The organism is Corynebacterium faecium (genome assembly GCF_027257105.1).
GTDB lineage: Bacteria > Actinomycetota > Actinomycetes > Mycobacteriales > Mycobacteriaceae > Corynebacterium > Corynebacterium lehmanniae.
The window spans coordinates 1-25451 of record NZ_JAPYJX010000009.1 but is presented as its reverse complement, the minus strand read 5'-3'; the positions used below and the strand labels follow the sequence as shown (position 1 = coordinate 25451).

The 25451-nt window shown below is 66.2% G+C and carries 22 protein-coding genes and 5 tRNA genes; 19 read left to right on the top strand and 8 right to left on the bottom strand.

All coding sequences use genetic code 11. The features are described 5' to 3' along the window. Positions 1 to 6: 6 nt before the first annotated feature. Positions 7 to 2283: a phosphoribosylformylglycinamidine synthase subunit PurL gene (purL, locus tag O5O53_RS10585; RefSeq protein ID WP_269511908.1), complete on the top strand. Its 2277-nt coding sequence runs from the start codon at positions 7 to 9 to the stop codon at positions 2281 to 2283. Between the two features lie 80 nt (positions 2284 to 2363). Here the strand turns inward: purL and O5O53_RS10580 are convergent, their stop codons facing one another. Next, positions 2364 to 3371 (bottom strand): acyl-CoA thioesterase, encoded by a 1008-nt coding sequence (locus tag O5O53_RS10580; protein WP_269511907.1) that lies wholly within the window; start codon positions 3369 to 3371, stop codon positions 2364 to 2366. Between the two features lie 24 nt (positions 3372 to 3395). Here O5O53_RS10580 and O5O53_RS10575 point away from each other — a divergent pair, with 24 nt between their 5' ends. From O5O53_RS10575 to purM, 3 genes are read left to right on the top strand one after another with little or no spacing between them, the layout of a single operon-like run. Next, positions 3396 to 3776, top strand: a complete 381-nt coding sequence (locus tag O5O53_RS10575; RefSeq protein ID WP_269511906.1) for a sterol carrier family protein — start codon at positions 3396 to 3398, stop codon at positions 3774 to 3776. A gap of 24 nt (positions 3777 to 3800) precedes the next feature. After that, positions 3801 to 5309, top strand: a complete 1509-nt coding sequence (purF, locus tag O5O53_RS10570) for an amidophosphoribosyltransferase (RefSeq protein ID WP_269511905.1) — start codon at positions 3801 to 3803, stop codon at positions 5307 to 5309. Then, entirely contained in the window at positions 5310 to 6377 is a 1068-nt protein-coding gene (purM, locus tag O5O53_RS10565; protein WP_269511904.1) for a phosphoribosylformylglycinamidine cyclo-ligase, read from the top strand. Positions 6378 to 6429: 52 nt separating this feature from the next. Here purM and O5O53_RS10560 read toward each other — a convergent pair whose 3' ends face one another. Continuing rightward, positions 6430 to 6630, bottom strand: a complete 201-nt coding sequence (locus O5O53_RS10560; protein ID WP_181889030.1) for a DUF3073 domain-containing protein — start codon at positions 6628 to 6630, stop codon at positions 6430 to 6432. A 131-nt stretch (positions 6631 to 6761) separates the two neighbouring features. Beyond that, the gene (gene ygfZ / locus O5O53_RS10555; protein WP_269511903.1) at positions 6762 to 7814 is read right to left on the bottom strand and encodes a CAF17-like 4Fe-4S cluster assembly/insertion protein YgfZ; all 1053 of its coding nucleotides are present in this window, start codon (positions 7812 to 7814) and stop codon (positions 6762 to 6764) included. A 22-nt stretch (positions 7815 to 7836) separates the two neighbouring features. Between ygfZ and O5O53_RS10550 the strand changes: the two genes are divergently transcribed. Beyond that, positions 7837 to 8733 (top strand): aminodeoxychorismate lyase, encoded by an 897-nt coding sequence (locus tag O5O53_RS10550; RefSeq protein WP_269511902.1) that lies wholly within the window; start codon positions 7837 to 7839, stop codon positions 8731 to 8733. Here the strand turns inward: O5O53_RS10550 and O5O53_RS10545 are convergent. Together O5O53_RS10545 and O5O53_RS10540 are read right to left on the bottom strand one after the other, a co-directional pair. Then, positions 8730 to 9371 (bottom strand): heme-binding beta-barrel domain-containing protein, encoded by a 642-nt coding sequence (locus tag O5O53_RS10545; protein WP_269511901.1) that lies wholly within the window; start codon positions 9369 to 9371, stop codon positions 8730 to 8732. The genes O5O53_RS10550 and O5O53_RS10545 overlap by 4 nt on opposite strands. Beyond that, positions 9364 to 10089, bottom strand: coding sequence for an LmeA family phospholipid-binding protein (locus O5O53_RS10540; protein WP_269511900.1), 726 nt, complete (start codon positions 10087 to 10089; stop codon positions 9364 to 9366). Before O5O53_RS10540 ends, O5O53_RS10545 begins: the two co-directional genes overlap by 8 nt. Positions 10090 to 10123: 34 nt before the next feature. Here O5O53_RS10540 and mshD point away from each other — a divergent pair, with 34 nt between their 5' ends. The 5 genes from mshD (at position 10124) to pstB (ending at position 15320) form a co-directional block, all read left to right on the top strand. After that, positions 10124 to 10996, top strand: a complete 873-nt coding sequence (gene mshD / locus O5O53_RS10535) for a mycothiol synthase (RefSeq protein ID WP_269511899.1) — start codon at positions 10124 to 10126, stop codon at positions 10994 to 10996. A 164-nt stretch (positions 10997 to 11160) separates the two neighbouring features. Continuing rightward, positions 11161 to 12312 (top strand): phosphate ABC transporter substrate-binding protein PstS, encoded by a 1152-nt coding sequence (gene pstS / locus O5O53_RS10530; RefSeq protein ID WP_269511898.1) that lies wholly within the window; start codon positions 11161 to 11163, stop codon positions 12310 to 12312. Between the two features lie 152 nt (positions 12313 to 12464). Continuing rightward, positions 12465 to 13535, top strand: a complete 1071-nt coding sequence (gene pstC, locus O5O53_RS10525; protein ID WP_269511897.1) for a phosphate ABC transporter permease subunit PstC — start codon at positions 12465 to 12467, stop codon at positions 13533 to 13535. Between the two features lie 142 nt (positions 13536 to 13677). Beyond that, positions 13678 to 14505, top strand: a complete 828-nt coding sequence (pstA, locus tag O5O53_RS10520; protein ID WP_236883535.1) for a phosphate ABC transporter permease PstA — start codon at positions 13678 to 13680, stop codon at positions 14503 to 14505. 38 nt (positions 14506 to 14543) lie between these two features. Next, positions 14544 to 15320, top strand: coding sequence for a phosphate ABC transporter ATP-binding protein PstB (gene pstB, locus O5O53_RS10515; RefSeq protein WP_269511896.1), 777 nt, complete (start codon positions 14544 to 14546; stop codon positions 15318 to 15320). 68 nt (positions 15321 to 15388) lie between these two features. Here pstB and O5O53_RS10510 read toward each other — a convergent pair whose 3' ends face one another. Together O5O53_RS10510 and dusB are read right to left on the bottom strand one after the other, a co-directional pair. Then, on the bottom strand, positions 15389 to 16117 hold the full coding sequence (locus O5O53_RS10510; protein ID WP_269512022.1) for a phosphate signaling complex PhoU family protein: 729 nt from the start codon (positions 16115 to 16117) through the stop codon (positions 15389 to 15391). Between the two features lie 31 nt (positions 16118 to 16148). Next, on the bottom strand, positions 16149 to 17309 hold the full coding sequence (dusB, locus tag O5O53_RS10505) for a tRNA dihydrouridine synthase DusB (RefSeq protein ID WP_269511895.1): 1161 nt from the start codon (positions 17307 to 17309) through the stop codon (positions 16149 to 16151). A gap of 189 nt (positions 17310 to 17498) precedes the next feature. Between dusB and scpC the strand changes: the two genes are divergently transcribed. The 4 genes from scpC to zupT all read left to right on the top strand — a co-directional run bounded on the left by scpC (position 17499) and on the right by zupT (position 21790). Further along, positions 17499 to 19007, top strand: coding sequence for a succinyl-CoA:acetate CoA-transferase ScpC (scpC, locus tag O5O53_RS10500; RefSeq protein ID WP_181889019.1), 1509 nt, complete (start codon positions 17499 to 17501; stop codon positions 19005 to 19007). Positions 19008 to 19059: 52 nt separating this feature from the next. Continuing rightward, positions 19060 to 19132, top strand: a tRNA-Lys gene (locus tag O5O53_RS10495). Between the two features lie 151 nt (positions 19133 to 19283). Beyond that, positions 19284 to 20987, top strand: a complete 1704-nt coding sequence (locus tag O5O53_RS10490; RefSeq protein WP_269511894.1) for an alpha-keto acid decarboxylase family protein — start codon at positions 19284 to 19286, stop codon at positions 20985 to 20987. Between the two features lie 38 nt (positions 20988 to 21025). Continuing rightward, positions 21026 to 21790, top strand: coding sequence for a zinc transporter ZupT (zupT, locus tag O5O53_RS10485; protein WP_269511893.1), 765 nt, complete (start codon positions 21026 to 21028; stop codon positions 21788 to 21790). A 3-nt stretch (positions 21791 to 21793) separates the two neighbouring features. Here the strand turns inward: zupT and O5O53_RS10480 are convergent, their stop codons facing one another. Further along, a complete protein-coding gene (locus tag O5O53_RS10480; RefSeq protein WP_269511892.1) occupies positions 21794 to 22381 on the bottom strand; it encodes a CG0192 family protein in 588 nt (195 codons plus the stop codon). Positions 22382 to 22455: 74 nt separating this feature from the next. Between O5O53_RS10480 and O5O53_RS10475 the strand changes: the two genes are divergently transcribed. From O5O53_RS10475 to O5O53_RS10455, 5 genes are all read left to right on the top strand, one after another. Beyond that, a tRNA-Glu gene (locus tag O5O53_RS10475) sits at positions 22456 to 22528 on the top strand. 1 nt (position 22529) lies between these two features. After that, a tRNA-Asp gene (locus O5O53_RS10470) sits at positions 22530 to 22606 on the top strand. 55 nt (positions 22607 to 22661) lie between these two features. Continuing rightward, positions 22662 to 24992, top strand: coding sequence for an ATP-binding cassette domain-containing protein (locus O5O53_RS10465; protein ID WP_269511891.1), 2331 nt, complete (start codon positions 22662 to 22664; stop codon positions 24990 to 24992). A 112-nt stretch (positions 24993 to 25104) separates the two neighbouring features. Further along, positions 25105 to 25178 (top strand) — tRNA-Asp (locus tag O5O53_RS10460). Between the two features lie 28 nt (positions 25179 to 25206). After that, positions 25207 to 25279: transfer RNA gene (locus O5O53_RS10455), tRNA-Phe, on the top strand. The last annotated feature ends 172 nt before the right edge of the window (positions 25280 to 25451 follow it).

Sequence of the window (25451 nt, the reverse complement as noted above, 5' to 3'; positions counted from 1 at the left end):
GAAGAAATGACTGTGCACAACGACACCGTCGACAACGCCTTCGGCACCCCGGAGTTTGAGCAGCCGTACGTCGAGCTGGGGCTGAAGGACGACGAGTACGCCAAGATCAAGGCCATTCTGGGCCGCAGGCCTACTGACGCGGAGCTGACGCTGTACTCCGTGATGTGGTCCGAGCACTGCTCCTACAAGTCCTCCAAGACGCACCTGCGCTACTTCGGCCAGACCATGACCGAGGAGATGGCGTCGAAGATCCTCGCCGGCATCGGCGAGAACGCCGGCGTGGTGGACATCGGCGGCGGCGACGCGGTGACCTTCCGCGTGGAAAGCCACAACCACCCCTCCTTCGTGGAGCCGTACCAGGGCGCGGCCACCGGCGTCGGCGGCATCGTCCGCGACATCATGGCCATGGGTGCGCGCCCGATCGCTGTGATGGACCAGCTGCGCTTCGGGCCTATCGACGCTGAAGACACCAAACGTGTCCTGCCGGGCGTCGTCCACGGCATCGGCGGCTACGGCAACTGCCTGGGCCTGCCCAACATCGGCGGCGAGACCGTCTTCGATCCCGCATACGCCGGCAACCCGCTGGTCAACGCTCTGTGCGTGGGCACGCTGAAGGTGGAGGACCTCCACCTGGCGTTCGCCTCCGGCACCGGCAACAAGGTCATCCTGTTCGGCTCCCGCACCGGCCTCGACGGCATCGGCGGCGTGTCCGTGCTGGGCTCCGCCACCTTCGAGGAGGGCGAGGAGCGCAAGTTGCCGGCCGTGCAGGTGGGCGACCCGTTCGCGGAGAAGGTCCTCATCGAGTGCTGCCTCGAGCTCTACGCCGCCGGCGTGGTCGAGGGCATCCAGGACCTGGGCGGCGGCGGCCTGTCCTGCGCCACCTCCGAGCTCGCGGCGTCCGGCGACGGCGGCATGACCGTCAACCTGGACAACGTCCCGCTGCGCGCGGAGAACATGTCCGCCGCGGAGATCCTCGCCTCCGAGTCGCAGGAGCGCATGTGCGCGGTTGTGGCGCCGGAGGATGTGGACCGCTTCATGGAGATGTGCGCCAAGTGGGACGTGCTCGCGTCCGTCATCGGCGAGGTCACCTCGGACGAGGACCGCCTGCAGGTGTTCCACAAGGGCGAGCTCGTTGTGGACGCCCCGCCGTCAACCATCGACGAGGGCCCGGTCTACGAGCGTCCCTACGCGCGTCCGGATTGGCTGGATGGTGTGCAGGCCGGAGGTGACGTCGAGAAGCAGAGCGACATCAAGGACGCATGGCTGAAGATGGTCGCATCGCCCGCGCTGTGCTCCCGCGACTTCATCACCGAGCAGTACGACCGCTACGTGCGCGGCAACACCGTGCAGGCCAAGTACTCCAACTCCGGCGTGCTGCGCATCAACGAGGAAACCAACCGCGGCGTGGCCGTCTCCGCTGACGCGTCGGGCCGCTACACCTACCTCGACCCGAACATGGGCGCGCGCCTCGCGCTCGCGGAGGCGTACCGCAACGTCGCCGTCACCGGCGCCACCCCGGTCGCCGTGACCAACTGCCTCAACTTCGGCTCCCCAGAGAACCCGGATGTGATGTGGCAGTTCCGCGAGGCAGTGCACGGGCTTGCCGACGGCTCCGCTGAACTCGCCATCCCAGTCTCCGGCGGCAACGTGTCGTTCTACAACCAGACCGGCGAGACGCCGATCCTGCCCACCCCCGTGGTCGGCGTGCTGGGCGTGATGGAGGACGTGGAGAAGGCCATCCCGCACGCGCTGCCGTCCACGGACGAGCAGTACACCCTGATCCTGCTCGGCGAGACCAAGGACGAGTTCGGCGGCTCCGTGTGGCAGGACATCTCCGGCGCGGGCCTGGCCGGCCTTCCGCCGCAGGTGGACCTGGCCAACGAGGCGCGCCTAGCGGAGTTTTTCGCCGGCAACGCCGCCGGCATCGCGGCTGCGCACGACCTGTCCGAGGGCGGCCTGTCCCAGGCGGTGTTCGAGCTGCTGCTCGGCTCCGACAAGGGCGCGGAGCTGAACCTGGACGGCGTGCACGCCGACGCGTTCACCGCGCTGTTCTCCGAGTCCGCCTCCCGCGTCCTGGTCGCCGTGACCAGCGACCGCGCAGAAGCAGCCGTGGAGCGCGCGAACTCCGCGGGCATCCCGGTCGCAGTGCTGGGCGAGACCACTGACGACGGTGTGCTGCGCGTGGCTGGGCAGGAGATCCAGGTGGCGGAGCTCGCCGGCGCGTGGGCGGCGACCATGCCGTCGCACTTCGCGGCCGCAACGGCGCCGAACGCGGCGGTGTAGCGCGACCACCAATTAAGCGTTTGGGGAATGCGGCAAATATTTGCCACATTCCCCAAACGCTTATACGGGTGCGAAAAGACCTAGGACGTGCGCTGCACCGGCGGCAGCGGCTTGACCAGCGGCACCGGCTCATACTGCCCGCGCAGGTCCTTCAGCGTCTGCGTGTGCTCCCAGAGGCGCTGGTCCTCCTCGGTGACCGGGGTGAACTTGCGCGCCGGCAGGGGGTTGCCGTCAATGTCGATGCCGATGTACGTGAACGTGGCGTGGATGGCGTCCTTCAGGTTGTCCCGCCCGCCGCGCGGGTCGCCGGCGCGCAGGTGCACCGACGTGTGGATGGAGCGCGAGTCGGTGCGGGTGATGCGCGCGTCCACCTCGATCAAATCGCCGATGTGCACCGGGTGATAGAAGCGGATGCCGCCGGCGTAGACCGCCACGGTGCGCTCGCCGGACCACTCCATGGTGCAGGCCAGGCCGGCCTCGTCGATCCATTCCATGGCGGTGCCGCCGTGGACGTTGCCGCCCCAGTTCACGTCGGTGGGCTTAGCCATGAAGCGGTGCACGATGCGCGGCGCGGTGGAGTCGTCGGTGTAGGTCTGCGCCTCCATTTCTTCCTCGATCGCCTTGCGCAGACCGATGCGCGACTCGGCGGCCTCGGCGACGCGGCGCTCCTCGTCGTCGGTCGGCACAAACGACGGCACCGCCATGGACTTGCCGGTGTCCGGGTCCTTGGCCACGAAGACCACCAGGCAGTCGCAGGCGCGGGTGAACACGCCCTCGCGGGGGTCGGCGGAGAGCACCTCGTTGACGATGTGCATGGAGGACCGCCCCGTCATGGCGATGCGGGAGCGCACCTCCACGATGTGGCCCGAGGGGATGGGGCGGGTGAAGTGGATGTGGCCGACGTACGCGGTGACGCAGTAGGTGGCGGACCACTGCGCGGCGCAGGCATACGCTGCCTTGTCGATCCACTCCAGCACGCGGCCGCCGGAGACACCTTGGGCGCCGTGGTGCAGCACGTCGGTGGGGGAGGCCATGAATCGCAGGGTCACGGATGGGGAGCGCTCGGCGGCGACGGGGGTATTCGGCATGGGGCCACCTTAATATGGGGCGTCATGGTGCAGAAACAAGACCCGGCGCTGACACGTGAGGCGATCCAGCAGGTGGCTGGGTGGCTGGAGGGTGGGGCAGCGGAGCCGTCGAGAAGCGAGCTTGCAAATGCTTGCAGGCGCACCGCGCGCACCCTCGCCGAGGAACTTCCGGGCCACTCGGTGGAGCTGCGCGTGCCGCCGTTTGTGGCGGTGCAGTGCGTCGAGGGGCCGCGGCACACGCGCGGCACCCCGCCGAACGTGGTGGAGATGAAACCGGAGACGTGGCTGCGGCTCGCCACCGGGCTGACCAGTTTCGACGAGGAGCTGCAGCGGGGGACTATCGACGCCTCCGGGTCCCGCGCCGCCGAGATTGCTGTCGGTCTTCCCGTGATTGCGCTGCGCTGAGTGGACTCGGATACAGTGAGGGGCGTGTTTACGGAGAGCCCTAAACCAAGTCAGGACTTCGACATCGACAGCGACACCCCGCGCGACGAGTGCGGCGTGTTCGGCGTCTGGGCGCCGGGTGAGGACGTGGCCAAGCTGAGCTACTTCGGCCTGTTCGCGCTGCAGCACCGCGGCCAGGAAGGCGCGGGCATCGCGGTGGGAGACCCGGACAAGCTGGTGGTGTTCAAGGACACCGGTCTGGTCAGCCAGGTCTTCGACGAACCCGCACTGGAGGCGCTGCAGGGCGACGTGGCCATCGGCCACACCCGCTACTCCACGGCCGGCGGCAACTCGTGGGAGAACGTCCAGCCGATGTTCCGCACCTCGCCCAACGGCACCGACATCGCGCTGGCGCACAACGGCAACCTGGTCAACTACGTGGAGTTGCAGAACGAGGCGATTGCGAAGAAGCTCATCCCGCCGGCCGGGGTGAACGGCCAGGGCTCGTCCTCGGACACCGCGGTGGTTTCTGCGTTGCTGGCCGATCTGGTCACCGAGGGCAAGACGCTTCTCGACGCCGCACGTGAACTCCTGCCCCGCGTCAAAGGCGCCTTCTGCTTCATGGTCACCGACGGCCACACGCTCTACGCCGCGCGCGACCCGCACGGCGTGCGCCCGCTGTCGTTGGGCCGCCTCGACGGCGGCTGGGTGGTCGCCTCCGAGACCTGCGCCCTGGACATCGTCGGCGCCTCCTTCGTGCGCGACATCGAGCCGGGCGAGATGGTCGCCATCGACGAGTCCGGCGTGCACTCCGAACGCTTCGCCGAGACCCCGAAGGCGCACTGCGTGTTCGAGTACGTCTACGTGGCGCGGCCCGACTCCGTCATCGACGGCCAGACCGTCAACGCCTCCCGCATCGAGATCGGCCGCCGCCTGTCCAAGGTGAGCCCGGTGGAGGCGGACCTGGTCATGCCCGTGCCGGAGTCCGGCACCCCCGCCGCCATCGGCTACGCGGAGGCGGCCGGCATCCCGTTCAAGCAGGGCATGATGAAAAACGCCTACGTGGGCCGAACGTTCATCCAACCCTCCGACACCCTGCGCCAGCTGGGCCTGCGCTTAAAGCTCAACCCGGTGCGCGAGGTCATCGAGGGCAAGAAGCTCGTGGTGGTGGACGATTCCATCGTGCGCGGCAACACGCAGCGCAAGCTGATCCGCATGCTGCGGGAGGCGGGCGCGGCGGAGGTGCACGTGCGCATCGCCTCGCCGCCGGTGAAATGGCCGTGCTTCTACGGCATCGACTTCGCCAGCCCGGGCGAGCTGATTGCCAACCACGGCCGCACCGATTCGGACGAGGCGGTCGCCGAGTCCATTCGCACGATGGTCGGGGCGGATTCGCTGGCATTCGTGCCTATCGACGACATGATCGCCGCCTCGAACCAGCCCAAGGAAAACCTCTGCGCGGCCTGCTTCACCGGCGATTACCCACTGGGCCTGCCGGAGGGCAACCCCAACGCCGACCTTGTCCGACGCATCCAGAAAGGTGCAGAAGCCTAAATGAGTACTGAACAGAATCCGGTTTCCTACGAAGCCGCCGGCGTGTCCATCGAGGCCGGCGACAAGGCCGTGGAACTTTTCGCCCCGCACGCCAAGCGCGCAACCCGCCCGGAGGTCCGCGGCGGACTGGGCGGCTTCGCCGGCCTGTTTGCCCTGGGCAAGTACAAGGAACCGCTGCTGGCCGCAGGCTCCGACGGCGTGGGCACCAAGCTCGCCGTGGCGCAGGCCATGGACAAGCACGACACCATCGGCATCGACCTGGTGGCCATGTGCGTGGACGACCTGGTCGTCTGCGGCGCCGAGCCACTGTTCCTGCAGGACTACATCGCCATCGGCAAGGTCGTGCCCGAAAAGGTCGCAGAGATTGTCTCCGGCATCGCCGAGGGCTGCGTCCAAGCCGGCTGCGCGCTGCTCGGCGGCGAGACCGCTGAGCACCCGGGCGTGATGGAGCCGGACGAGTACGACGTGTCCGCCACCGCCGTCGGCGTAGTCGAGGCCGCAGAGCTGCTCGGCCCGGACAAGGTTCGCGAGGGCGACTCCATCATCGCCATGGCGTCTTCCGGACTGCACTCCAACGGCTACTCCCTGGCCCGCCACGTGCTGCTGGAGCGCGCCGGGCTGCCCCTGGACGCGGAGATGGAGGAGCTGGGCCGCACCCTCGGCGAGGAGCTGCTCGAGCCGACCCGCATCTACGCCCTGGACTGCCTGGCGTTGGCCGCAGAGTGCGAGGTGCGCACGTTCTGCCACGTCACCGGAGGCGGCCTGGCCGGCAACATGGAGCGCATCATCCCCGAGGGGCTAGTGGCGGAGATGCGCCGCACCACCTGGACCCCGGGGCCGATCTTCCGCACCATCAAGTCCGTCGGCCAGGTTCCGGACGAGGAGATGGAGAAGACGTTCAACATGGGCGTCGGCATGGTGGCCATCGTCAGCCCGGAGGACCGGGACCGCGCCCTGGCCATCCTGGCGGCGCGCCACATCGACGCGTGGGATCTCGGCGAGGTCCGCGCCGCGGGCGAGGGCGATACTGCCCGCGCGGTGCTCACCGGCTCGCACCCGCAGTACTAGGAATACGTAAAAAGCACCCCGGTAAGGGGTGCTTTTACATTGAGGTGGTGGACTAGCGGTCGTCGTCCTCGTCGTCCCAGTCCGCGTACTCCGCGTACTGGTCGTCCACCTCTGCCTCGTCGTCGTCCCAGCTGCGTCGCGGGGCCTGGCCTGCAAGCTCTCGCTGCAGGGAATCCAGGTCCATTTCAGGAGTGTTGTACTTCAGCTGGCGAGCAACCTTGGTCTGCTTGGCTTTTGCGCGTCCGCGGCCCATGGCGTGACCCCCTTGAGGTGGTTCTTGGGCGGCCTTCTAAAGAGGCGGCCTCATACTTATTTACGATATTTTCCTGTAGGACACTATAGCTTGCACTCAGAAAAAATGCGCTTTGGGGGTCTGAAAAGCTTTTATAGCCGGCTCTCAGGTCCGCGCCTCAGCCTATCGACGGCCCGGCGTCCCGCGTGGTCGCCCTCATCTGCCGGCAGGGACGACTGGTCCACCGACGCCGCCGTGCCGCCGATATCCAGCGGCGCCTGTAGCGCCGAACGCTTCACCAGCGCGAGGGCGACCGGGCCTTCGTCCGCGTCGTGCACAACGGTGCCGAGCCTGCCCACCTTGCGCCCGCCGGCGGTGATCTCGGCGCCGATCTCCGGCTCGGACGGGGCGGAGCCGTCCAGCTGCAGCTTGACCAGCAGCCTGGGGGAGCGGCCCAGGTTCTCCACGCGCGCGACGGTTTCCTGCCCGCGGTAGCAGCCCTTTTCCAGGTGGACGGCGCGGATATTTTCGCCGCGGTTGATCAGGTTCGGCGCCTCGTGTGGGATGGACTTCTCGTCCAAGTCCGCGCGCGTTTCCGGCTCGCCGGCGGCGACGCGATAGGCGGTGAACGCCATCAGGCCCGCAAGCGGGAACTGGTCCGCGACCTCGGCGATCCGGGCCTTCGGCACCGCGATGTCGGTGCGGCCGATCCCGCCCCAGCCGTCCAGGCGGCGGGTGAACACCTGGCGGAAGTCGGGCTGCGCCACCGGGCCCAGGATGGTCAGCACCGCCAGGTCCGGCTCCTCGATGGTCACCTCGGACCAGAACACCATCTTGCGCAGGAAGTCCACGAAGGATTCGCGCTGGTAGGACGGCAGGTCGAAGTAGTAGACGCCGCCGGCCACCGCCACATCGGCGTGGTGCAGGATGCGGCCCTGCGCGTCCAGGTCCAAGGCGGCAGCGGCGAAGCCGTCGGCGGCGTCATCCAGCTTCTGCGAGAGCAGGTTGTTGAGGAATGCCGGCGCGTCCGGCCCGGAGACGGCGATAACGGTGCGGTGGGAGCGGTCCACCAGCGTCGGCTCGGTGATGCGCTGCTCCACCAGGGGGTTGCCGTAGTGCCAGGGGACCCCTTTGGCGTCGAGAAGCGAGGCCCCGGGCAGCTCCTGTGCGCCGGGACGTGTCAAAAGCTCCGATGCGTAACCCATGGGCGCCTATCATAGGGCCACTATGGTTTTTCCCCAGCTAACGCCCGCGCCCGTGATCTACCTGGTGGAGCCGTTCGGCGGCTCGGTGCGGCGCCAGAACCCGAACATGCCGCACGTGTTCTGGGACGACGCGGCCGTCACCCGCGGCGACGGCATCTTCGAATCCATCCTGGTGCGCGGGGGAAAGCCGCGAAACCTGGGCAAGCACTTCAAACGCTTTGTACGTTCCGCGGAGCTTTTGGGCCTGCCCGAGCCGGGCCGGGAGCACTGGATTCGCGCGACCGAGGAGGCCGTGGCCGACTACTGCCGTGAGCGCGGGGATGCCGCAGACATCGAGGCGAAGGTTACTTGGACCATGACCCGCGGGCGCGAAACCACCGGGGTGCCCACCGCCTGGATCACGGTGCGGCCGCTGCCGGAGAACGTGCTGCGCCAGCGCGAACGCGGGGTGAGCGTGCTGACCACCCCGCGCGGCTACGCCATCGACTTGGACGTGCCGTGGATGCGCGACGGCGCGAAAACGCTGAACTACGCGCTGACCATGGCGGCGCTGCGCTGGGCGGGGGAGCAGGGCGCGGACGACATCATCTACATCGACCCGGAGACCGGGCGCGTGCTCGAAGGCGCGACGTCGAGCGTGCTCATGGTGAAAAAGGGCGGCCGCCTGCGCACCCCGGCCCCGGGCGCGGGCGTGATGGCCGGCACCACCCAGGCCGCCGTCTTCGAGCACGCGGAAAAGCTCGGCTGGAAGTGCAAGGCCAAGGACATCTACTTGGGCGAGCTGCTGAAAGCCGAGTCCGTCTGGCTGGTCAGCTCCACCCGCATCGCCGCGCGCGTGAAGCGTCTCGACGGCGAAAAGCTGCCCGCCCCCGACAACGCGTCGGAGATCAGGCAGCTCATTGAAGACGCGATAGCTTAGCCCGCCACTCGCTTGAGCTCGGCGGACATGTAGGGCACCATCTCGCCGTCGACGGCACGCTCGTCCACCCAGCCCAGGTTGTTGTTGGGCATCAGGCCGTAGAGGCGCTTGCCTGGGCCGTGGGCCGCCGGGCCGGTCTCCGTGGCGATGGTGGAGGCGCTGGTGAGCTGCCACGCGCGCTCGTTGACCAGGCCGCCGTACATGATTTCCACCAAACCGCGGGAGTTCGTCAGCGTCACCTCAATCTCGTCCTTGAGCGAGATGCGCCAGAACCCCACCTCGCGCTGGTCCGCGCCGGTGGCGTTGCCCTCGGAATCCAGGCGCCAGATGCGGGACTCGAAGCGCAGGTAGTTCTCGCCGTCGTGGGAGACGACGAGCTGCTGGCCGAAGGCGTATTCATCGCCCTCCGGGTCGGACGGGTCGTTGGCCTGGCCGGAGCCGGTCCACACGCCGACGAGCGGCAGCAGGGCCAGAAGGCCGTCGTGAAGCGAGGGGCCGTAGCGCAGGTTTGCGGTGTCCGCCGCGAGCGGCATGTCCTCGAAGCCCAGCTCCGGGATGTTGCGGTGCGCGGTGTTCTTGGACTGCTCCGCCGCGAGGTTCACAGCGTCGTTGCCGTTGAGTTTGTTTTGATCAGTCATGCTGCCCCAGCGTAGACGCTCCCGCCAACGGCTCCAGATCCGCCGGCTCCACCACGGTGTTTACCCGGTCGCGGGACAGCTCGAGCGAGCCCCCGCGAAGCTGCACCAGGTCCGCGGGCCCGCCGAGCGGCAGCTCCCGGGTGTCCAGGTCGAGACTGAAACCGTCCAGCACGGCCTGTTCGTCGCCGTCCGCGACGTCGAGTAGCTGGCTCGGCCGCATGCGGAACGTGCCGTCGTCAAGCCGCAGCGTCACCACCACGGTGGCGGGCTCGCGCGCGCCGGGCGCGGTGCCGGTCAGGCGCGCCTCGCTGGCCACGCCGCCGGTGGGTGAAATGTCGTAGGGGTTGGCCATGTCCAGGTCCGTGATGCCCAGCAGCTCGCCGAAGCCCACGCCGTCGAGGCGGATGCGGCGGCGCACCAGGCGGGCGTCCGCGCCGACGACCTCGCCGCGCAGCGCATCCGAAGGCGTGTCCAGCCTGAGGTTGAACATCTCCACGCTCACCGTGCCCACCCCGGGGCCGGGGATGTCCGCGTCGGTGCGCTTCACGGTGACACGCGGGACGCGGCCTGAGATGCCCGACCACACAAAGGGCACGGCGCTGACCTCCACCTCCACGCCGTCGCGCGCGAGGTCGTGCTCCACGTGCGAGGCCAGCGCGGTGTCCGCGAGCCCGAGGGCGGCGACGAGAGTTGCCGCGACCACGACCGCTTTCTTCACCGCACCCTCCTTCCCGCACGTAGCCTTGGGCACCATGACTGCAGATATCCTAAGCGCCCACCTGCCCGGCGACCGCGTGCGACCCTTGCTTGAGGCCGCCGAAACCCACGACGGCATCGCCGCCTTCTCCGAAAGCTTCGTGCAGGGGCTTGACGACGATCGCCTCCGCCACACCCACTTCCTGGCCGAGCGCGACGGCGAGGTGGTGGCCTGCGCGGGGCTGGCGGAGGACGGCTCAGCCGAGCTGGTCGTGCACCCGGAGCGCCGCCGCGAAGGTATCGGCGAAGCGCTGGCGCGCACAGTCCGTGCCGAAAACCCTGACGCCGGGCTGTGGGCGCACGGCAACCTTCCGGGGGCGAAGGCGCTCGCGGCAAAACTGGGTCTCGAGGTAGTCCGGGAGCTGCTGGTGATGGGGATTTCCGCCGACGACATCCCTGCCGGCGGGCCAGAGCTGCCGGCAGGGTTCGAAGCCCTGGACTATGTGGGGGCGGTAGAGCGTTGGGGACGGGACGCCGTCGAGAAGCAATGGCTCGAAGTGAACAACGACGCCCTTTTCTGGCACCCGGAACAGGGAGGCTGGGACGTGGAGCGGTTGCACCGCGCGATGGAGGCTGAGTGGTTTGACCCGGCGGGTGTGCAGCTGCTGTACGAAGGCGAACAGTTGGCTGGGTTCCACTGGACCAAGCGCCACCCTGATGGGACGGGTGAGGTGTATGTGGTTGGGCTCGCTTCGAAGTATCGGGGGGAGGGAATGGGGGGACCGTTGATGCAGATGGGGTTGGCGCACCTGGTCGAGGGTGGATCCCCGCAGGTCATCCTCTATGTTGAGGCGGACAATGAGCCCGCTGTGAAGCGCTATACGCAGCTCGGCTTCAAAGTTGATGAAAGTCACGTTGTCTACCGGTAGCCTGGCTTTTACCTGCGGAAACGTTGTGATGGGCGGGAGTTCACCAGTTATTCACTTAACTGGCTACCGGCCATTAACCAGGGTTCCGTAGGTTTGCACTCGTGAGTAATCGGACAGTTGTTCCGACACTCGAAACTGACCCGTTAGCACCGGAAAGGTATCCCGTGATCCGTAACTTCAAGCGCACCGCCGCAATCGCTGGCGTCGTTGCCCTCTCTTCCGCTTCCCTCGTCGCTTGCGGCGACTCCGAGGACAACGCAGCTACCGACGCTGTTGAGTCCGCAACCGAGGCCGTGTCCTCCGACGACAAGGACAGCAAGGACAGCGACTCGAAGTCCGGCGACTACGAGCTCTCCGGCCAGGAGGGCACCCTCGTCGCAGAGGGCGCTTCCTCCCAGCAGAACGCGATGGACTACTTCGCGTCCGTCTACGCATCCGAGGTTCCGGGTGCTCAGCTGGCCTACACCCCGTCCGGCTCCGGCGCTGGCCAGAAGAACTTCATCGCCAACCAGGCTGTCTTCGCTGGCTCCGACTCCCCGCTGAAGGACGACCAGGTCCAGGCAGCCGCTGACCGCTGCGGCGGCAACGAGGCATGGCACCTGCCGTTCGTCATCGGCCCGGTCGCAATCGCCTACAACCTGGACGGCGTGGACGAGCTGAACCTGACCGTCGACAACATCGTCGAGATCTTCCAGGGCGTCATCACCACCTGGAACGACCCGAAGATCGCCGAGAACAACGAGGGCGTCGAGCTTCCGGACGCTCCGATCAACGTCTTCTACCGCTCCGACGAGTCCGGCACCTCCGACAACTTCCAGAAGTTCCTGGCTGCCGCTTCCGACGGCAAGTGGGAGTCCACCGGCAAGGCATTCCCGAACGCTGTGGGCACCGGCGCCAACGGCTCCTCCGGTGTGGCACAGGAGGTCAACGCAACCGAGGGTGCAATCACCTACGTTGAGGCTGGCTTCGCTGACAAGAAGGCCAACATCGACTTCGGTGGCGGCCCGGTTGAGCTGACCGACGAGGCTGTTGAGAAGACCCTGGACGGCCTCGAGTTCAAGACCGAGGGCCACAACATGGTCGTCGACTCTGACAAGCTGTTCAAGACCAACGCTGCTGGCGCATACCCGCTGGTTCTGACCACCTACGAGATCGTCTGCTCCGCCGGCTACGACGAGGCAACCTCCAAGATGGTCAAGGACTTCCTCAACGTTGCTCTGGACAGCCAGGACGACGAGCTCGCTGCTGAGGGCTTCATCCCGGTCAAGGGTGCACACGCTGAGCGCCTGCGCGAGGCTATCAACGCCATCAAGTAATTGCTGGCAATCGGCTACTGCGGTCTGAGGCCGCAGTAGGCAGATAGACCCCCTCAGATTCCGATCTTTGGGGGTCTCTCTATGCGGAGAAGTGGAGTGCAAGCCCCAGTTTCCGCCGTCCACAACGATTCATCTTCGAAGGATTCGAGCATATGGCTGCTAACGATCACCTCGACCGCGGAGCAGGACCCGCGAACACCACTGATCCTGTAATCCAGAACTCAACGGGCGCCACCCTGACAAAAGGCGACGGCGGAAACACCCCGGTAGCGGACAACGCAAACAAGGGCTCCGGCGTGAAGCGCCCGGGTGACCGCGTTTTCGAGTTCCTCTCCACCGCCTCCGCGACGCTGATCACTGTGCTGGTCGCGGCGATCGGTATCTTCCTGCTCATCCAGGCCCTCCCGCCGCTGATGCGTAACGACCGCGGCTTGATCGGCTTCCTCACCTACGGCGGCGGCTGGCAGACGGCGAACCTGGACGCAATGAAGTTCGGTATCCCGAACCTGTTCTTCTCCACGGTGACCATCTCGCTGATCGCGCTGGTCATCGCGATGCCTATCGCCCTTGGCGTGTCGCTGTTCCTGTCCAACTACTGCCCGCCGAAGCTGGTCCGCCCGCTGGGCACCCTGGTGGACATGCTCGCCGCCGTGCCGTCCATCGTCTACGGCCTGTGGGGCGCGCAGGTGCTCGGCCCGCTGCTGGGCGACTTCTACAAGTGGGTCAACAGCTGGGGCGGCGACTTCTTCCTGTTCGCCACCTACCAGAACTCCCCGCCGTTCTCCACGGCCCGCAACATGATGACCGGCGGCATCGTCCTGGCCATCATGATCCTGCCGATCATCGCCGCAACCGCCCGCGAGATCTTCGTGCAGACCCCTCCGGGCCAGATCGAGTCGGCACTGGCTCTCGGCGCCACCCGCTGGGAAGTCATCCGCATGACCGTGATCCCGTTCGGCATGTCCGGCTTCATCGCCGGTTCCATGCTCGGCCTCGGCCGCGCGCTGGGTGAGACCATGGCGCTGTACATGGCTGTGGCACCGGCGAACGACTTCCGCGGCTCGCTGTTCGACGGCGGCACCACCTTCGCCACTGCGATCGCCAACGCCGCCGCAGAGTTCAACAACCCGGTCTCCGCAGGCGCGTACATCGCCGCCGGCCTGGTGCTGTTCCTGCTGACCTTCATCGTCAACTCGATCGCCCGCGCGATCGTTAACAAGTAAGGAGCGGAAAGCAGAAATGTCTACTGCAGTACCGAACAACGGCTCCTCCCAGGTAGCAACCAAGAACCCCGCTCCGGCGCGTCGTAAAGGTGAAAGCCCGTTCACCGACATCGCCGCAAGCCGCAAGACCACCAACTCGATCATGGGCGGCCTGATGTGGCTGTGCATGATCCTCGCCCTGATCCCGCTGCTCTGGCTGCTCATCACCGTGGTCTCCCGCGGCCTGGGCGCTGTGATCGACCCGGCCTGGTGGACCCAGGACATGGTCGGTGTGCGCTCTTCCAAGCCGGGCGGCGGCGCACTCCACGCCATCGCCGGCACGCTGATGCAGACGCTGGTCGCGTCGCTGTTTTCCATCCCGATCGGCATCTTCACCGCGATCTACCTGGTGGAGTACTCCAACGGCAACAGGCTGGGCAAGCTGACCACCTTCATGGTGGACATCCTCTCCGGTGTGCCGTCCATCGTCGCCGCGCTGTTCGTCTACGCCCTGTGGATCACCATCCTGGGCCAGCAGCGTTCCGGCTTCGCAGTGTCCCTGTCGCTGATCCTGCTCATGATCCCGGTTGTGGTCCGCAACACCGAGGAGATGCTGCGTGTGGTTCCGATGGACCTGCGCGAGGCGTCCTACGCACTGGGTGTTCCGAAGTGGAAGACCATCATGCGCATCGTGCTGCCGACGGCACTGTCCGGCATCGTCACCGGCGTCATGCTCGCCATCGCCCGCGTGATGGGCGAGTCCGCCCCGGTGCTGATCCTCGTCGGCTCCACCCCGACCACGAACTGGTTCAACATGTTTGACAAGCCGCAGTCCTCGCTGCCGCTGTTCATGCTGGATATGTGGAAGTCCGGTGCGACCGGCCCGGCAAACGACCGACTCTGGGGCGCGGCACTGACGCTCGTGATCCTCGTTGTCACCCTGAACCTGCTCGCACGTTTCGTGGCGAAGCGCTACTCGGTCAAGAAGTAACCCACCCGCGTTCCCACACCCACCCAGGAGAAACCCAGATGTCTACCAAGCTCGAACTCAACGACGTCAACATCTACTACGGCGACTTCCACGCCGTGCAGAACGTCAACATGCAGATCCCGTCCAAAGCCGTGACCGCCTTCATCGGCCCGTCCGGCTGCGGCAAGTCCACCGTGCTGCGCACCCTGAACCGCATGCACGAGGTCATCCCCGGCGCCTCCGTGAAGGGCGAAATCCTCCTCGACGGCAACGACATTTACGGCAAGAACGTCGACCCGGTCGCCGTGCGCAACACCATCGGCATGGTGTTCCAGAAGGCGAACCCGTTCCCGACCATGTCCATCGAGGACAACGTCGTCGCGGGCCTGCGCCTGTCCGGTGAGAAGGACAAGAAGAAGCTCAAGGAGGTCGCTGAGCAGTCCCTGCGCGGCGCGAACCTGTGGGATGAGGTCAAGGACCGCCTGGACAAGCCGGGCGGTGGCCTCTCCGGCGGTCAGCAGCAGCGTCTGTGCATCGCGCGTGCGATCGCGGTGCGCCCGGAGGTGCTGCTCATGGACGAGCCGTGCTCCGCCCTGGACCCGATCTCTACCCTGGCCGTGGAGGACCTCATCCACGAGCTGAAAAACGAGTACACCATCGTGATCGTGACCCACAACATGCAGCAGGCTGCGCGTGTGTCCGACAAGACCGCCTTCTTCTCCCTCGAGGCCACCGGTAAGCCGGGCAAACTGGTCGAGTACAACGACACGACCACCATCTTCGAGAACCCGGAGCAGAAGGAGACCGAGGACTACATCTCCGGTCGCTTCGGCTAAAGCACCCAGCTTTTCGACGCGCCCCTTCGGTGCCCCTCGCACCGCAAGGGGCGCCGCCCTTTTTGGCCCTATTTCCGTTTGCGGAACTTGCGCTCGATGGTGGCGAATTTTGCCACCGGGTCGTAGTCCACCTCGTCGCGCTGCTCCACGTACGCCTCGGGCTTGAGCCCGGTGATGAGGAAGACCATGCGCCGGGCGACGCTGACGCAGCGGTCGGCGTAGCGCTCGTAATAGCGCGCCAGCATGGACACATCGACAGCCTCCCGGGTGCTGTACTGCCACTCCCGGTCGGAGACCAGCGTGCAGAGGAAGGCCTTCATGTCGTCCACACCTTCGTCGATGTTATGCAGCTCCACGGCGGCGTCGGCGTCGGGCTCGCCGAGCAGCTTGCGGGTGGCGGCGCCCATTTCGTGGACGAGGCGGGCGAGCTCTTGCACGTAGCCGTGCAGCGGTTCGGGGTAGACGGGGGAGGGGTGGCGCTGCCGGGCCAGCAGGGCAACATTCTTCGCCAGCGAGCCCATGCGGTCGAAGCTTTCCACGATGTAGATGGCGGAGATCACCTGGCGCAGGTCGTACGCCACGGGGCTGTGCAGCGCGAGCAGGCTCATGCTGCGTTCCTCGCAGCGCTGGCTGATCTCTTTCAGCGCGTCCGTCTCCGTCAGCGCGGCCTCGGCGTCCTCCAGGGACTGTTCCAAAAGCGCTGCGCTGGCGTGGTCCATGATCTTGCGCACGGCGTCGCACATCTCTAGAACGTCCTTGTTGAAGGCCTCGAGATGTTCTCTATACACGGTGCGCAGCATGGGTTTCATGCTACGCACACTGGCGGGTTTACCCGCCGTTATTTTCAATTTCGGCGCCTTCGGGCACGGTGTCGTCCTCCGGGTCTTCCAACCAGCCCTCGGGCAGGGCGATCTTGCCGACGGAGCCCTGGCGCCCGCGGGCGTCGTCCGCGTGCTGCGCCATTTCATCGGAGTCGGCGATGGAGGCGAGGCGCTCTTTGAGCTCCGCCAGGGAGCTGACTTGGGCCAACGATTTGCGGAACTCGCCGCCGACGGGGAAGCCGCGCAGGTACCAGCCGGTGTGTTTGCGGATGTCGCGGCAGGCGTGCTCTTCGCCGTCGTGGGCGGCCAGCAGCTCCGCGTGGCGGTAGATGATGCCGGCAACTTGGCCGAGCGTCGGCTCCGGCGGGATCTCCTCGCCGCGCAGTTGGGCGCCGAGTTGGGTGAACAGCCAGGGCCTGCCCAGGCACCCGCGGCCGACTTCCACGCCGTGGCAGCCGGTTCGCTCCATCATCTTCGCGGCGTCGTCGGCGGCGAAGATGTCGCCGTTGCCGATGACGGGTACGCCGGTGCCGTCCATGTGCTCGACCAGGCGGCCGATCTCGTCCCAGTGGGCCTCGCCCGAGTAGCGCTCCGCGCCGGTGCGGGCGTGCAGAGCCACTGCGGCGGCTCCTGCCTCGGCGGCGATGCGGCCCGCGTCGAGGTGGGTGTGGTGCTCGTCATCGATGCCGATGCGGAACTTCACCGTGATCGGGATCCCGGAGCCTTCGGCGGCGCGCACTGCGGCGTCGACGATGTTGCCGTACAGGCGGCGCTTGTACGGGATGGCGCAGCCGCCGCCCTTGCGGGTGACCTTGGGCACCGGGCAGCCGAAGTTCATGTCCACGTGGTCGGCGATGTTCTCCTCCACGATCATGCGCACGGCCTCGTAGGTGAACTTGGGGTCCACGGTGTACAGCTGCATCGACCGCGGGGTTTCCACGTCGGCGAAGGTGGTCATGTGCAGGGTTTTCTGGTTGCGGGCCACCATGGCGCGCGCCGTGATCATCTCGCAGACGTACAAGCCCGAGGAGGTGCCGGTGAGCTCTTCTTCAATCTCGCGGCACAGCACGCGAAACGGCATGTTTGTCACCCCGGCCATCGGCGCGAGGATGACGGGGGAGCTCAAGTCAATGCCGCCGATAGTCAGGGCGGGGGCAACTGCAGTCATAGTGCCGCCCATTCTTCCCGTGGACTACGCGTCCCGTCCAATCGTCGGGTTTACGCCCGTTCGGGGGTACGGAGCCGTCGCTAAGCACTTGCTTTTCGACGAGCTCCGCCCGAATCCTGGCAGTGGGGCGTACGTCACAATATGGTGGGGAATGTTATATACCCGCACGAAACGATTTGAGGGAGCATCATGAGCGACCGCATTGCAAGCGCCAAGCTGCGCGACAAGGTCATGTCCGCCGAAGAGGCTGTCCAGTTTGTCAACCACGGCGACAAGGTCGGCACCTCCGGCTTCACCGGCGCCGGCTACCCCAAGGCTATGCCCGCCGCCATCGCGGAGAAGGCGAAGGCCGCCCATGAGAAGGGCCAGGACTTCTCCATCGACATGTACACCGGCGCCTCCACCGCACCGGAGTGCGACGGCGTGCTCGCCGAGGCCGGTGCGCTGCGCTACCGCATGCCGTACCAGTCCGACCCGACCATGCGTAACAAGATCAACGCCGGCGAGATGAAGTTCCAGGACATCCACCTGTCGCACTCCGGCATGATGGTTGAGCAGGGCTTCTTCGGCGAGGTCGACCTGGCCATCGTGGAAGCGGTGCGCATCACCGAGGACGGCAACATCGTCCCGTCCTCCTCGGTGGGCAACTCCGTGGAGTTCCTCAACGCCGCCAAGAAGATCATCATCGAGGTCAACTCCTGGCAGTCCGAGGAGCTCGAGGGCATGCACGACATCTGGACCGTGCCGCCGCTGCCGAACCGCATCCCGATCCCGATCACCAAGTGCGGCGACCGCATCGGCACCACTTACATCGAGATCGACCCGGAGAAGGTCGTCGCCGTCATTGAGACGAACGCCCCGGACCGCAACGCCCCGTTCAAGGCGCCGGACGAGATCTCCGAGCAGATCGCCGGCAACTTCCTCGACTTCCTGGAGAACGAGGTCAAGGCCGGCCGCCTGGCGTACGACGGCTACGTCATGCAGTCCGGCGTGGGCAACGTCCCCAACGCCGTGATGGCGGGCCTGATGGACTCCAAGTTCGAGAACATCCAGGCCTACACCGAGGTGATCCAGGACGGCATGGTCGACCTGATCGACGCCGGCAAGATGACCGTGGCGTCCGCAACGTCGTTCTCCCTGTCGCCGGAGTACGCGGAGAAGATGAACAACGAGGCCTCGCGCTACCGCGAGTCCATCATCCTGCGCCCGCAGTCCATCTCCAACCACCCGGAGGTCATCCGCCGCACCGGCCTGATCGCGTCCAACGGCATGATCGAGGCGGACATCTACGGCAACGCCAACTCCACGCACATCAACGGCTCCCGTCTGATGAACGCCCTGGGCGGCTCCGGCGACTTCACCCGCAACGCCTACATCTCCTCCTTCATCTCCCCGTCGGTGGCGAAGGACGGTGCCATTTCCGCCATTGTCCCGTTCGCGTCCCACATCGACCACAACGAGCACGACGCGATGGTCTTCATCACCGAGTACGGCGTGGCGGACCTGCGCGGCCTGGCCCCGCGCGACCGCGTGGCCAAGATGATCTCCATCGCCCACCCGTCGTACCGCCCGCTGCTGGAGGAGTACGTCGAGCTCGCTTCCAAGTGCAAGTACCAGGCAACCCCGCACGATCTGCGCCACGCCTTCGACTTCCACCTGCGCATGGAAGAGACCGGCACGATGATGAAGCAGGACTAACCCTGCCCCGATTTCCGGGCTAATGGTCCCAGGGGCTACCATTAGCCCCCGCGGGCCTTTAGCTCAGCTGGTAGAGCTACGGACTTTTAATCCGCAGGTCGCGGGTTCGATCCCCGCAGGGCCCACCTTCAACCCCCGCCACCATGCTGTGGTGGGGGTTTGTTGTGCGTGTCACAGGTTGGGCGTTGAGTCGCCAAAATAATGGTGATATCAAAGGTGTCTTTCTCTACCCTGGGTGTTCCCGAATTTTTGAGAGATTTTTAGAGAAAGGCAACCATGGCAACCACTGTTGGCCACTACCTCGCCACCCGCTTGGAGCAGATCGGCCTTGAGCACTACTTCCAGGTGCCGGGCGACTACAACCTCCAGCTTCTCGACGAGCTGTTGAAGAACGACAACCTGAAAATGGTCAGCTGCACCAACGAACTCAACGCCTCCTACGCATCGGAGGGCTACGCGCGAGCAAACGGTGCATCCGCGTGCGTGATCACCTTCAACGTCGGTGCGTTTTCCGCGCTCAACGGCGTTGCCGGTGCTTACGCCGAGCGCCTGCCCATGATCTTCATCTCCGCCGGCTACAACACCAACGACGAGGCTTCCGGCCGCTTCCTGCACCACACCATCGGCACGACGGACTACTCGTACCAGGAGGAAATGTTCCGCCCGGTGACTTGCAAGACCGTGCGCATTCTCACGGCGGAGGAGGCGCCCGCGAAGATCGACGACGCCATTGCCACCGCCCTGCGCGAATCCAAGCCGTGCTATATCGAAATCGCCTCGAACCTGGCGGACGCCGAGTGCCCGGAGCCGCAGCCGAAGCAGTTCCCTCGTGCATGGGAGCTGCCGTACGACGCCGACGCAGTGGAGCAGGCCGCAGATGCCGTTGCTAAGCAGCTCAATGCCACCAAGAAGCCGATCTTGTTGGCCGGACCTCACCTGCGCCCGTACGGCGCCATCGACGCGTTCAAGCGCCTAGCCGAGGCGCTGGGCTGCGCCGTTGCCGTGCAGCCGAACGCGAAGGGGTTCTTCCCAGAGGATCATCCGCAATACATCGGCCATTACCTAGGTACCTCTTCCGCGCCGGGCGCGGAGGCCATGGTGGACTTGTCCGATTGCGTGCTTGCGGCCGGCCCGATGTTCACTGACTACTCCACGGTGGGCTGGACCACGACGGTGCCGAACGATTCCGGCTACATCGCCATCGCCGAAGACGGCGTGACCACCCCGGAGGGCAACTACACCAACCTGCCCATCGCGCCGGTGCTCGACGCCGTCGCCCAGAAGGTGGCGAAGAACTCCGCCACCATCGAGCAATACAACCGCGACGACGTCACCGGAGAGCAGGCGGAGTACACCCCGGCGGCAGACGGCGAGCAGCTCACCCGCGCCGAGATGGTGCACCAGATCAACGAGCTGATCACGCAGGATTCCACACTGTTCGCTGAGACCGGCGACTCCTGGTTTAACGGCATGCATATGCAGCTGCCGGGTGGCGCAGGGTTCGAAATTGAGATGCAGTGGGGCGCCATCGGCTGGTCGGTGCCGTCGGCGCACGGGTACGCCGTGGCGAAGGGCAATGACCACCACACCATCCTCATGGTCGGCGACGGGTCCTTCCAGCTCACTGCGCAAGAGGTGTGCAACATGATCCGCTACCAGGACAACATCACCGTCATTGTGGTCAACAACAAGGGCTACGTCATCGAGTCCGCGCTGCACGAAGGCCCGTACAATTACTACAAGAACTGGGATTACGCAGCGCTGATGGATGCCTTCAATGCCGAGGACGGCGAGGGCATTGGAATCACCGCTACGACTGCAGGTGAGCTGCGAGATGCTCTTCGCACCGCCAGCGAAAACACCCACCGTCCAGTGCTGATTGAGGCCCAGATCCCGCACGACGACATGACCCAAGACCTGGTGAAGTGGGGTAAGCCCGTCTCCGCCGCAATCGGCCGTGCCCCGGCAGACAAGCAGTAGTGCAACGCAGCGTGCGTCAAGCGGGCTAGAGTTGCCTCATGAACTTTGGGCTCGCGTTCGGTCTGTCGATGTTCGCCGGTTTGTCCACCGGCCTCGGCGGCCTGCTTGTGGCGCTCAGGCGAAACCCGAGCGACAGGTTTCTCGCGGCGTCGCTGGGGTTTTCCGCTGGCGTGATGGTCTACATCTCGCTGGTGGAGCTGCTGCCGGAGGGGGTCGCCTCGCTCGGGGGCGACGACAGGGCGCAGCTGTGGGGCACCGTCGCGTTCTTCGCGGGCATCGCTGTGATCGCGTTGATCGACAGGTTTGTGCCCGACGACATCAACCCGCACGAAGACCCTTCGGGCGGAAAGACCATGCGCAACGTCGGCGTGGTCACCGGCTTAGCCATCGCGGTGCACAACTTCCCGGAGGGCTTCGCCTCGTTCATCGCGGCGCTGGAAAACCCGGCGCTGGGGCTTCCGATTGCCATCGCGATCGCCATCCACAACATCCCGGAAGGCGTGGCGGTGGCCGTGCCGCTGCGCCAGGCCACAGGGAAGAAGTGGAAGGCCGCCGGCTGGGCCACGCTGTCTGGTTTGGCCGAGCCGTTGGGCGCACTGATCGGGTTTGTGCTGCTTCGCCCCTTCCTGGGCCCGGAGACGCTCGGCGTGGCCTACGCCGCCATCGCCGGGATCATGGTGTTTGTCAGCCTGGACAAGCTTTTGCCCACGGCAATTCATACCGGCCGCCACCACACCGCGATCTACGGACTCATCGCGGGTATGGCCGTCATGGCGGCCAGCCTGCTCATTCTGCCGGGGTAGGGGCTACTTCCAGACCTCGAGGCGCATGAGGATCACGCCGTCGTCCGCGCGCACGAGCGCGAGGTCGTCCGGCTCCGCCACCTGGGCGTCGAGGATCTCGCGGGTGATGCGCAGCTGGTAGCGCTGCTTTTCGCCGTCGATGTCCACTGAGCCGATGCTGGTGTACTCGTTGTGGTCCTCAATCTCCGCCGCACTGACCGCCACGTCGGGGGTCTGGCCCGTGCCGCGCACCGCGAAGATCGGTGCGCCCGTGCTGAAGGACGCGCCCTCGCCGCCGGAAAGTATCGTCTGGATCAGCTCGCGCACAGCCACCGGATCCGTGGTCAGCGGCGCCACGGAGCGGGCGCCGAGGACGGAATGGTTCATGGGCGTGAGCTCGTCGTCAAGCTTGGCTCCCGCGTCGCGGTAGGAGACACCGAACTGCCGCAGCGCGCCGTTGACATCGCGGCCGATAAGGACTTCGATGCCCACCTCGCCGTCGCGGTCCACCACACGGTAGGAACCGAGGGATTCAACGATGGGGGAGTGCGCGGAAAGGAGTTCATCTTTTGTCGGGGACAGGGTCGCGTCGTAGATGATTGCTTCAGCCATGTAGGCCACTGTAGTGCTCGTTTGGTTGCTGCGAAGGCTGTGTCGTATGATTCAACGGCTGTCTTTGATGACAGGCCCCCATCGTCTAGAGGCCTAGGACTCCGCCCTTTCACGGCGGCAACACGGGTTCGAATCCCGTTGGGGGTACGGCCCTGTGGCGCAGTTGGTTAGCGCGCCGCCCTGTCACGGCGGAGGTCGCGGGTTCAAGTCCCGTCAGGGTCGCCATTAGCTCGAGGTACGCCTCGAGCCTTTTGCTTTGCGACGGCTACGCTTGGCACCCGTGAAGAACAAGGCTGACGCCCACGACGTAATCGTTGTTACCGGCGCGAACGAGAACAACCTGCGGGACGTCTCTGTCACGATCCCGAAACGCCGCCTCACCGTGTTCGCCGGCGTGTCCGGGTCCGGCAAGTCCTCGCTGGTCTTCGACACCGTTGCTGCCGAGTCGCAGCGCCTGATCAACGAGACGTACTCGTCCTTCGTCCAGGGCTTCATGCCGTCGATGGCGCGGCCGGACGTGGTCGGGCTCGAAGGGGTGACCGCGGCGATCGTGGTGGACCAGTCTGCGCTCGGGGCGAACGTGCGCTCCACCGTCGGCACCGCCACGGACGTCACGCCGATGCTGCGCGTGCTGTTTTCGCGCATCGCGGAGCCGCACGCCGGCGGGCCGGGCGCGTACTCCTTCAACGTCCCCAGCGTGACCGGCGGCGGCGCGATCAAGGACGCGACCGGCAAGAAGAAGGTGGTGAAGAACTTCACCCGCACCGGCGGCATGTGCCCGGAGTGCGCCGGCACCGGCCGCGCGAGCAGGTTCGACGAGGCGCAGGTGGTCGACGACTCGCTGTCCATCGATGACGGCGCCATCCTCGCGCCCGGCTACAAGCCCGGCTCCTGGCAGTTCCGCGCCTACGCCGAGGCCGGAAAGTTCCCGGTGGACGTGCCCGTCGGCAAGTTCACGGCCGAGCAGCGCCACGCTCTGCTCTACGGCGAGCCCGAGAAGGTGCAGTACCTGGGCTTCAACACCACCTACCAGGGTCTCATCCCGCGCCTGGAGGCCTCGCTGCTGAGCAAGGAAAAAGAGGGCCTGCAAAAAGCCGCCCGCGAGTTTGTGGACCGCGCCGTGACCCAGGTGGATTGCCCCGCCTGCGGCGGCACCCGGCTGGCGCAGCACGCGCTGGAATCGAAGATCAACGGCAAGAACATCGCCGAGCTGTGCGCCATGGAGGTCGAGGACCTGGCCGAGTGGTTCGAGGGCGTGGACGCGCCGGGCGTGGCGCCGCTGGTGGCGTCCATACGCGAGGCGCTGGCGAATTTTGTTGCCATCGGGCTGGGCTACATCGCGCTGGACCGGCCGAGCTCGACGCTGTCCGGCGGCGAGTCGCAGCGTGTGAAGATGATCCGCCACTTGGGCTCCGCGCTTTCCGACGTCACCTACGTCTTCGACGAGCCCACCGCGGGCCTGCACGCCGCCGACATCGACAGGTTGAACCGCCTGCTCACCGCGCTGCGGGACAAGGGCAACACCGTGCTGGTGGTAGAGCACCGCCCGCAGACGATCGAGGCCGCGGACCACGTGGTCGAGCTCGGCCCTGGCGCGGGCACCGAAGGCGGCGAGATCGTCTTCGAGGGCACCGTTGCGGAACTTCGCGAGGCCAGCACTCGGACAGGGGAGAGCCTGAAGCTCGGCGTCGAGATCAAGGAGGACCCGCGCGAGCCGGCCGGGTGGTTGTATGTGCGCGGGGCGAGCGAGAACAACCTCGCCGACATCGACGTGGACATCCCCACCGGTGTGCTCACCGCGGTGACGGGCGTGGCGGGTTCCGGCAAGTCCTCCCTGCTTCGCGCGTTGCAGGATTCCGCGCTGCTGGAAGACGCGGTGTGGGTGGACCAGGCCCCCATCTCCGGCTCGCGGCGCTCCAACCCCGCCACGTACACCGGCGCGCTGGACTCGATCCGCAAGGCGTTTGCGAAGGCGTCGGGGGAGCCGTCCTCGCTGTTCTCCCCGAACTCGGCCGGGGCCTGCCCGCACTGCAAGGGCGCGGGCGTGGTTTACGTGGACCTCGGCGTGATGCAGGGCGTGGACGTGCCCTGCGAGGTCTGCGAGGGTAAGCGTTTCAGCGACGCCGTGCTGGTGCACACCCTCGGCGGCAAGAACATCGCCGAGGTGCTGTCCATGCCGGCGGAGGAGGCGCAGCCCTACCTGAAGGAGAACAAGGTCAACGCGGCCGCCAAGATGTGCGGGCACCTTATCGACGTCGGGCTGGGCTACGTCACCCTCGGCCAGCCGCTGACAACCCTGTCCGGCGGCGAGCGCCAACGCCTCAAGCTCGCGGCGAGCCTGAAAAAGACCGCGTCCGCCTACGTGCTCGACGAGCCCACTACCGGCCTGCACCTCACCGACACCGCGCGCCTGGTGGACCTGTTCGACCGGCTAGTGGACGCCGGCGCGACCGTGATCGTGGTGGAGCACAACCTAGCGCTGGTGTCTCGCGCCGATTACGTCATCGACTTGGGCCCGGGGGCGGGCTCTGCGGGCGGGCAGGTGGTGGCGGCGGGCACGGTGCGGAAGCTCGTCGATAGGCATGAAAGCACCGGGTCTGAAACGGGGTGATACCTCTCACACGCTGGCGATTTGTAGCCGTATGAGGGTGCTGTGTAATGTATCAACTCGTGCAAGCGACAGTGTGAAACACACTGGAAGGCGCACCGAAACAACAGAATATGGCCCTGTGGCGCAGTTGGTTAGCGCGCCGCCCTGTCACGGCGGAGGTCGCGGGTTCAAGTCCCGTCAGGGTCGCTGAATTGCTTGGCAAACGAGTAGTTCCGGCCAGATAGCTCAGTTGGTAGAGCACACGCCTGAAAAGTGTGGGGTCGCCAGTTCGATCCTGGCTCTGGCCACACTCCCGAAAACCCCTTCCGCAGCGACGCGGAAGGGGTTTCACATATAGGGTTAAACGACAAAAAGTGTGTCTGGCTCGGCGTGTCGTGGGGGTTAGATTTGGCCTTTTTGGATGCCGATTGAGTGGGTGTAGTCGGTGTCGATAGCGTTGTCGTAGAGGGCTGGTCGTCC

Excerpts from the sequence above, each read along its gene's own strand:
- purL (WP_269511908.1), top strand. The coding sequence starts at position 7 with ATGACTGTGCACAACGACACCGTCGACAACGCCTTCGGCACCCCGGAG.
- scpC (WP_181889019.1), top strand. The coding sequence starts at position 17,499 with ATGAGCGACCGCATTGCAAGCGCCAAGCTGCGCGACAAGGTCATGTCC.
- O5O53_RS10545 (WP_269511901.1), bottom strand. The coding sequence starts at position 9,371 with ATGACTGATCAAAACAAACTCAACGGCAACGACGCTGTGAACCTCGCG.
- pstC (WP_269511897.1), top strand. The coding sequence starts at position 12,465 with ATGGCTGCTAACGATCACCTCGACCGCGGAGCAGGACCCGCGAACACC.
- O5O53_RS10490 (WP_269511894.1), top strand. The coding sequence starts at position 19,284 with ATGGCAACCACTGTTGGCCACTACCTCGCCACCCGCTTGGAGCAGATC.
- O5O53_RS10480 (WP_269511892.1), bottom strand. The coding sequence starts at position 22,381 with ATGGCTGAAGCAATCATCTACGACGCGACCCTGTCCCCGACAAAAGAT.
- O5O53_RS10580 (WP_269511907.1), bottom strand. The coding sequence starts at position 3,371 with ATGCCGAATACCCCCGTCGCCGCCGAGCGCTCCCCATCCGTGACCCTG.
- pstA (WP_236883535.1), top strand. The coding sequence starts at position 13,678 with ATGGGCGGCCTGATGTGGCTGTGCATGATCCTCGCCCTGATCCCGCTG.
- O5O53_RS10560 (WP_181889030.1), bottom strand. The coding sequence starts at position 6,630 with ATGGGCCGCGGACGCGCAAAAGCCAAGCAGACCAAGGTTGCTCGCCAG.
- ygfZ (WP_269511903.1), bottom strand. The coding sequence starts at position 7,814 with ATGGGTTACGCATCGGAGCTTTTGACACGTCCCGGCGCACAGGAGCTG.
- mshD (WP_269511899.1), top strand. The coding sequence starts at position 10,124 with ATGACTGCAGATATCCTAAGCGCCCACCTGCCCGGCGACCGCGTGCGA.
- O5O53_RS10550 (WP_269511902.1), top strand. The coding sequence starts at position 7,837 with ATGGTTTTTCCCCAGCTAACGCCCGCGCCCGTGATCTACCTGGTGGAG.
- zupT (WP_269511893.1), top strand. The coding sequence starts at position 21,026 with ATGAACTTTGGGCTCGCGTTCGGTCTGTCGATGTTCGCCGGTTTGTCC.
- purM (WP_269511904.1), top strand. The coding sequence starts at position 5,310 with ATGAGTACTGAACAGAATCCGGTTTCCTACGAAGCCGCCGGCGTGTCC.
- pstB (WP_269511896.1), top strand. The coding sequence starts at position 14,544 with ATGTCTACCAAGCTCGAACTCAACGACGTCAACATCTACTACGGCGAC.
- dusB (WP_269511895.1), bottom strand. The coding sequence starts at position 17,309 with ATGACTGCAGTTGCCCCCGCCCTGACTATCGGCGGCATTGACTTGAGC.
- O5O53_RS10575 (WP_269511906.1), top strand. The coding sequence starts at position 3,396 with ATGGTGCAGAAACAAGACCCGGCGCTGACACGTGAGGCGATCCAGCAG.